Below are 432 nucleotides of genomic sequence, written 5' to 3'. Positions count from 1 at the left end.
GCGTCGTTCTGCGCAGCCATAGCCTTGACACGACGCATCCGCTCCGGCTGACCCTGCGGAAGCATGGCCAGGTGAGTGATCTTCGCAGAAGTAAACAGCATCGAGGAGCCGTTCGGGCAAGCCGCCACGCAGGCGCCACAACCGATGCAGGTAGCGGCGTCGAAGGAGCGATCAGAGCGCTTCTTGTTGACCTGAACAGCGTGAGCGTCCGGGGCAGCACCGGTGTTCACCGAGACATAGCCGCCAGCCTGGATGACACGGTCAAGGGCCGAGCGATCCACGATAAGGTCACGCAGAATCGGGAAGGCACCCGACTTCCATGGCTCGATCGTGATGGTCGAGCCATCGGCGAAGGAACGCATGTGCAGCTGACACGTAGTGGTACGCACCGGCTGGGCAACACCCATACCACCATGCGGCACACCATTGATG

Annotated in this window: 1 protein-coding gene; it reads right to left on the bottom strand. The window is 61.8% G+C overall.

Features of this window, described 5'->3' with window-relative positions; translation table 11 throughout:
- Nucleotides 1-362: 4Fe-4S binding protein (locus D7X96_RS39275; RefSeq protein ID WP_279637434.1), on the bottom strand; the 362-nt coding region annotated here is incomplete at its 3' end.
- Nucleotides 363-432: the final 70 nt, after the last annotated feature.

It is taken from the genome of Corallococcus interemptor, assembly GCF_003668875.1.
In the GTDB taxonomy this organism is placed as follows: Bacteria; Myxococcota; Myxococcia; order Myxococcales; family Myxococcaceae; genus Corallococcus; species Corallococcus interemptor.
This window is presented reverse-complemented; position numbering and strand designations above follow the sequence as displayed.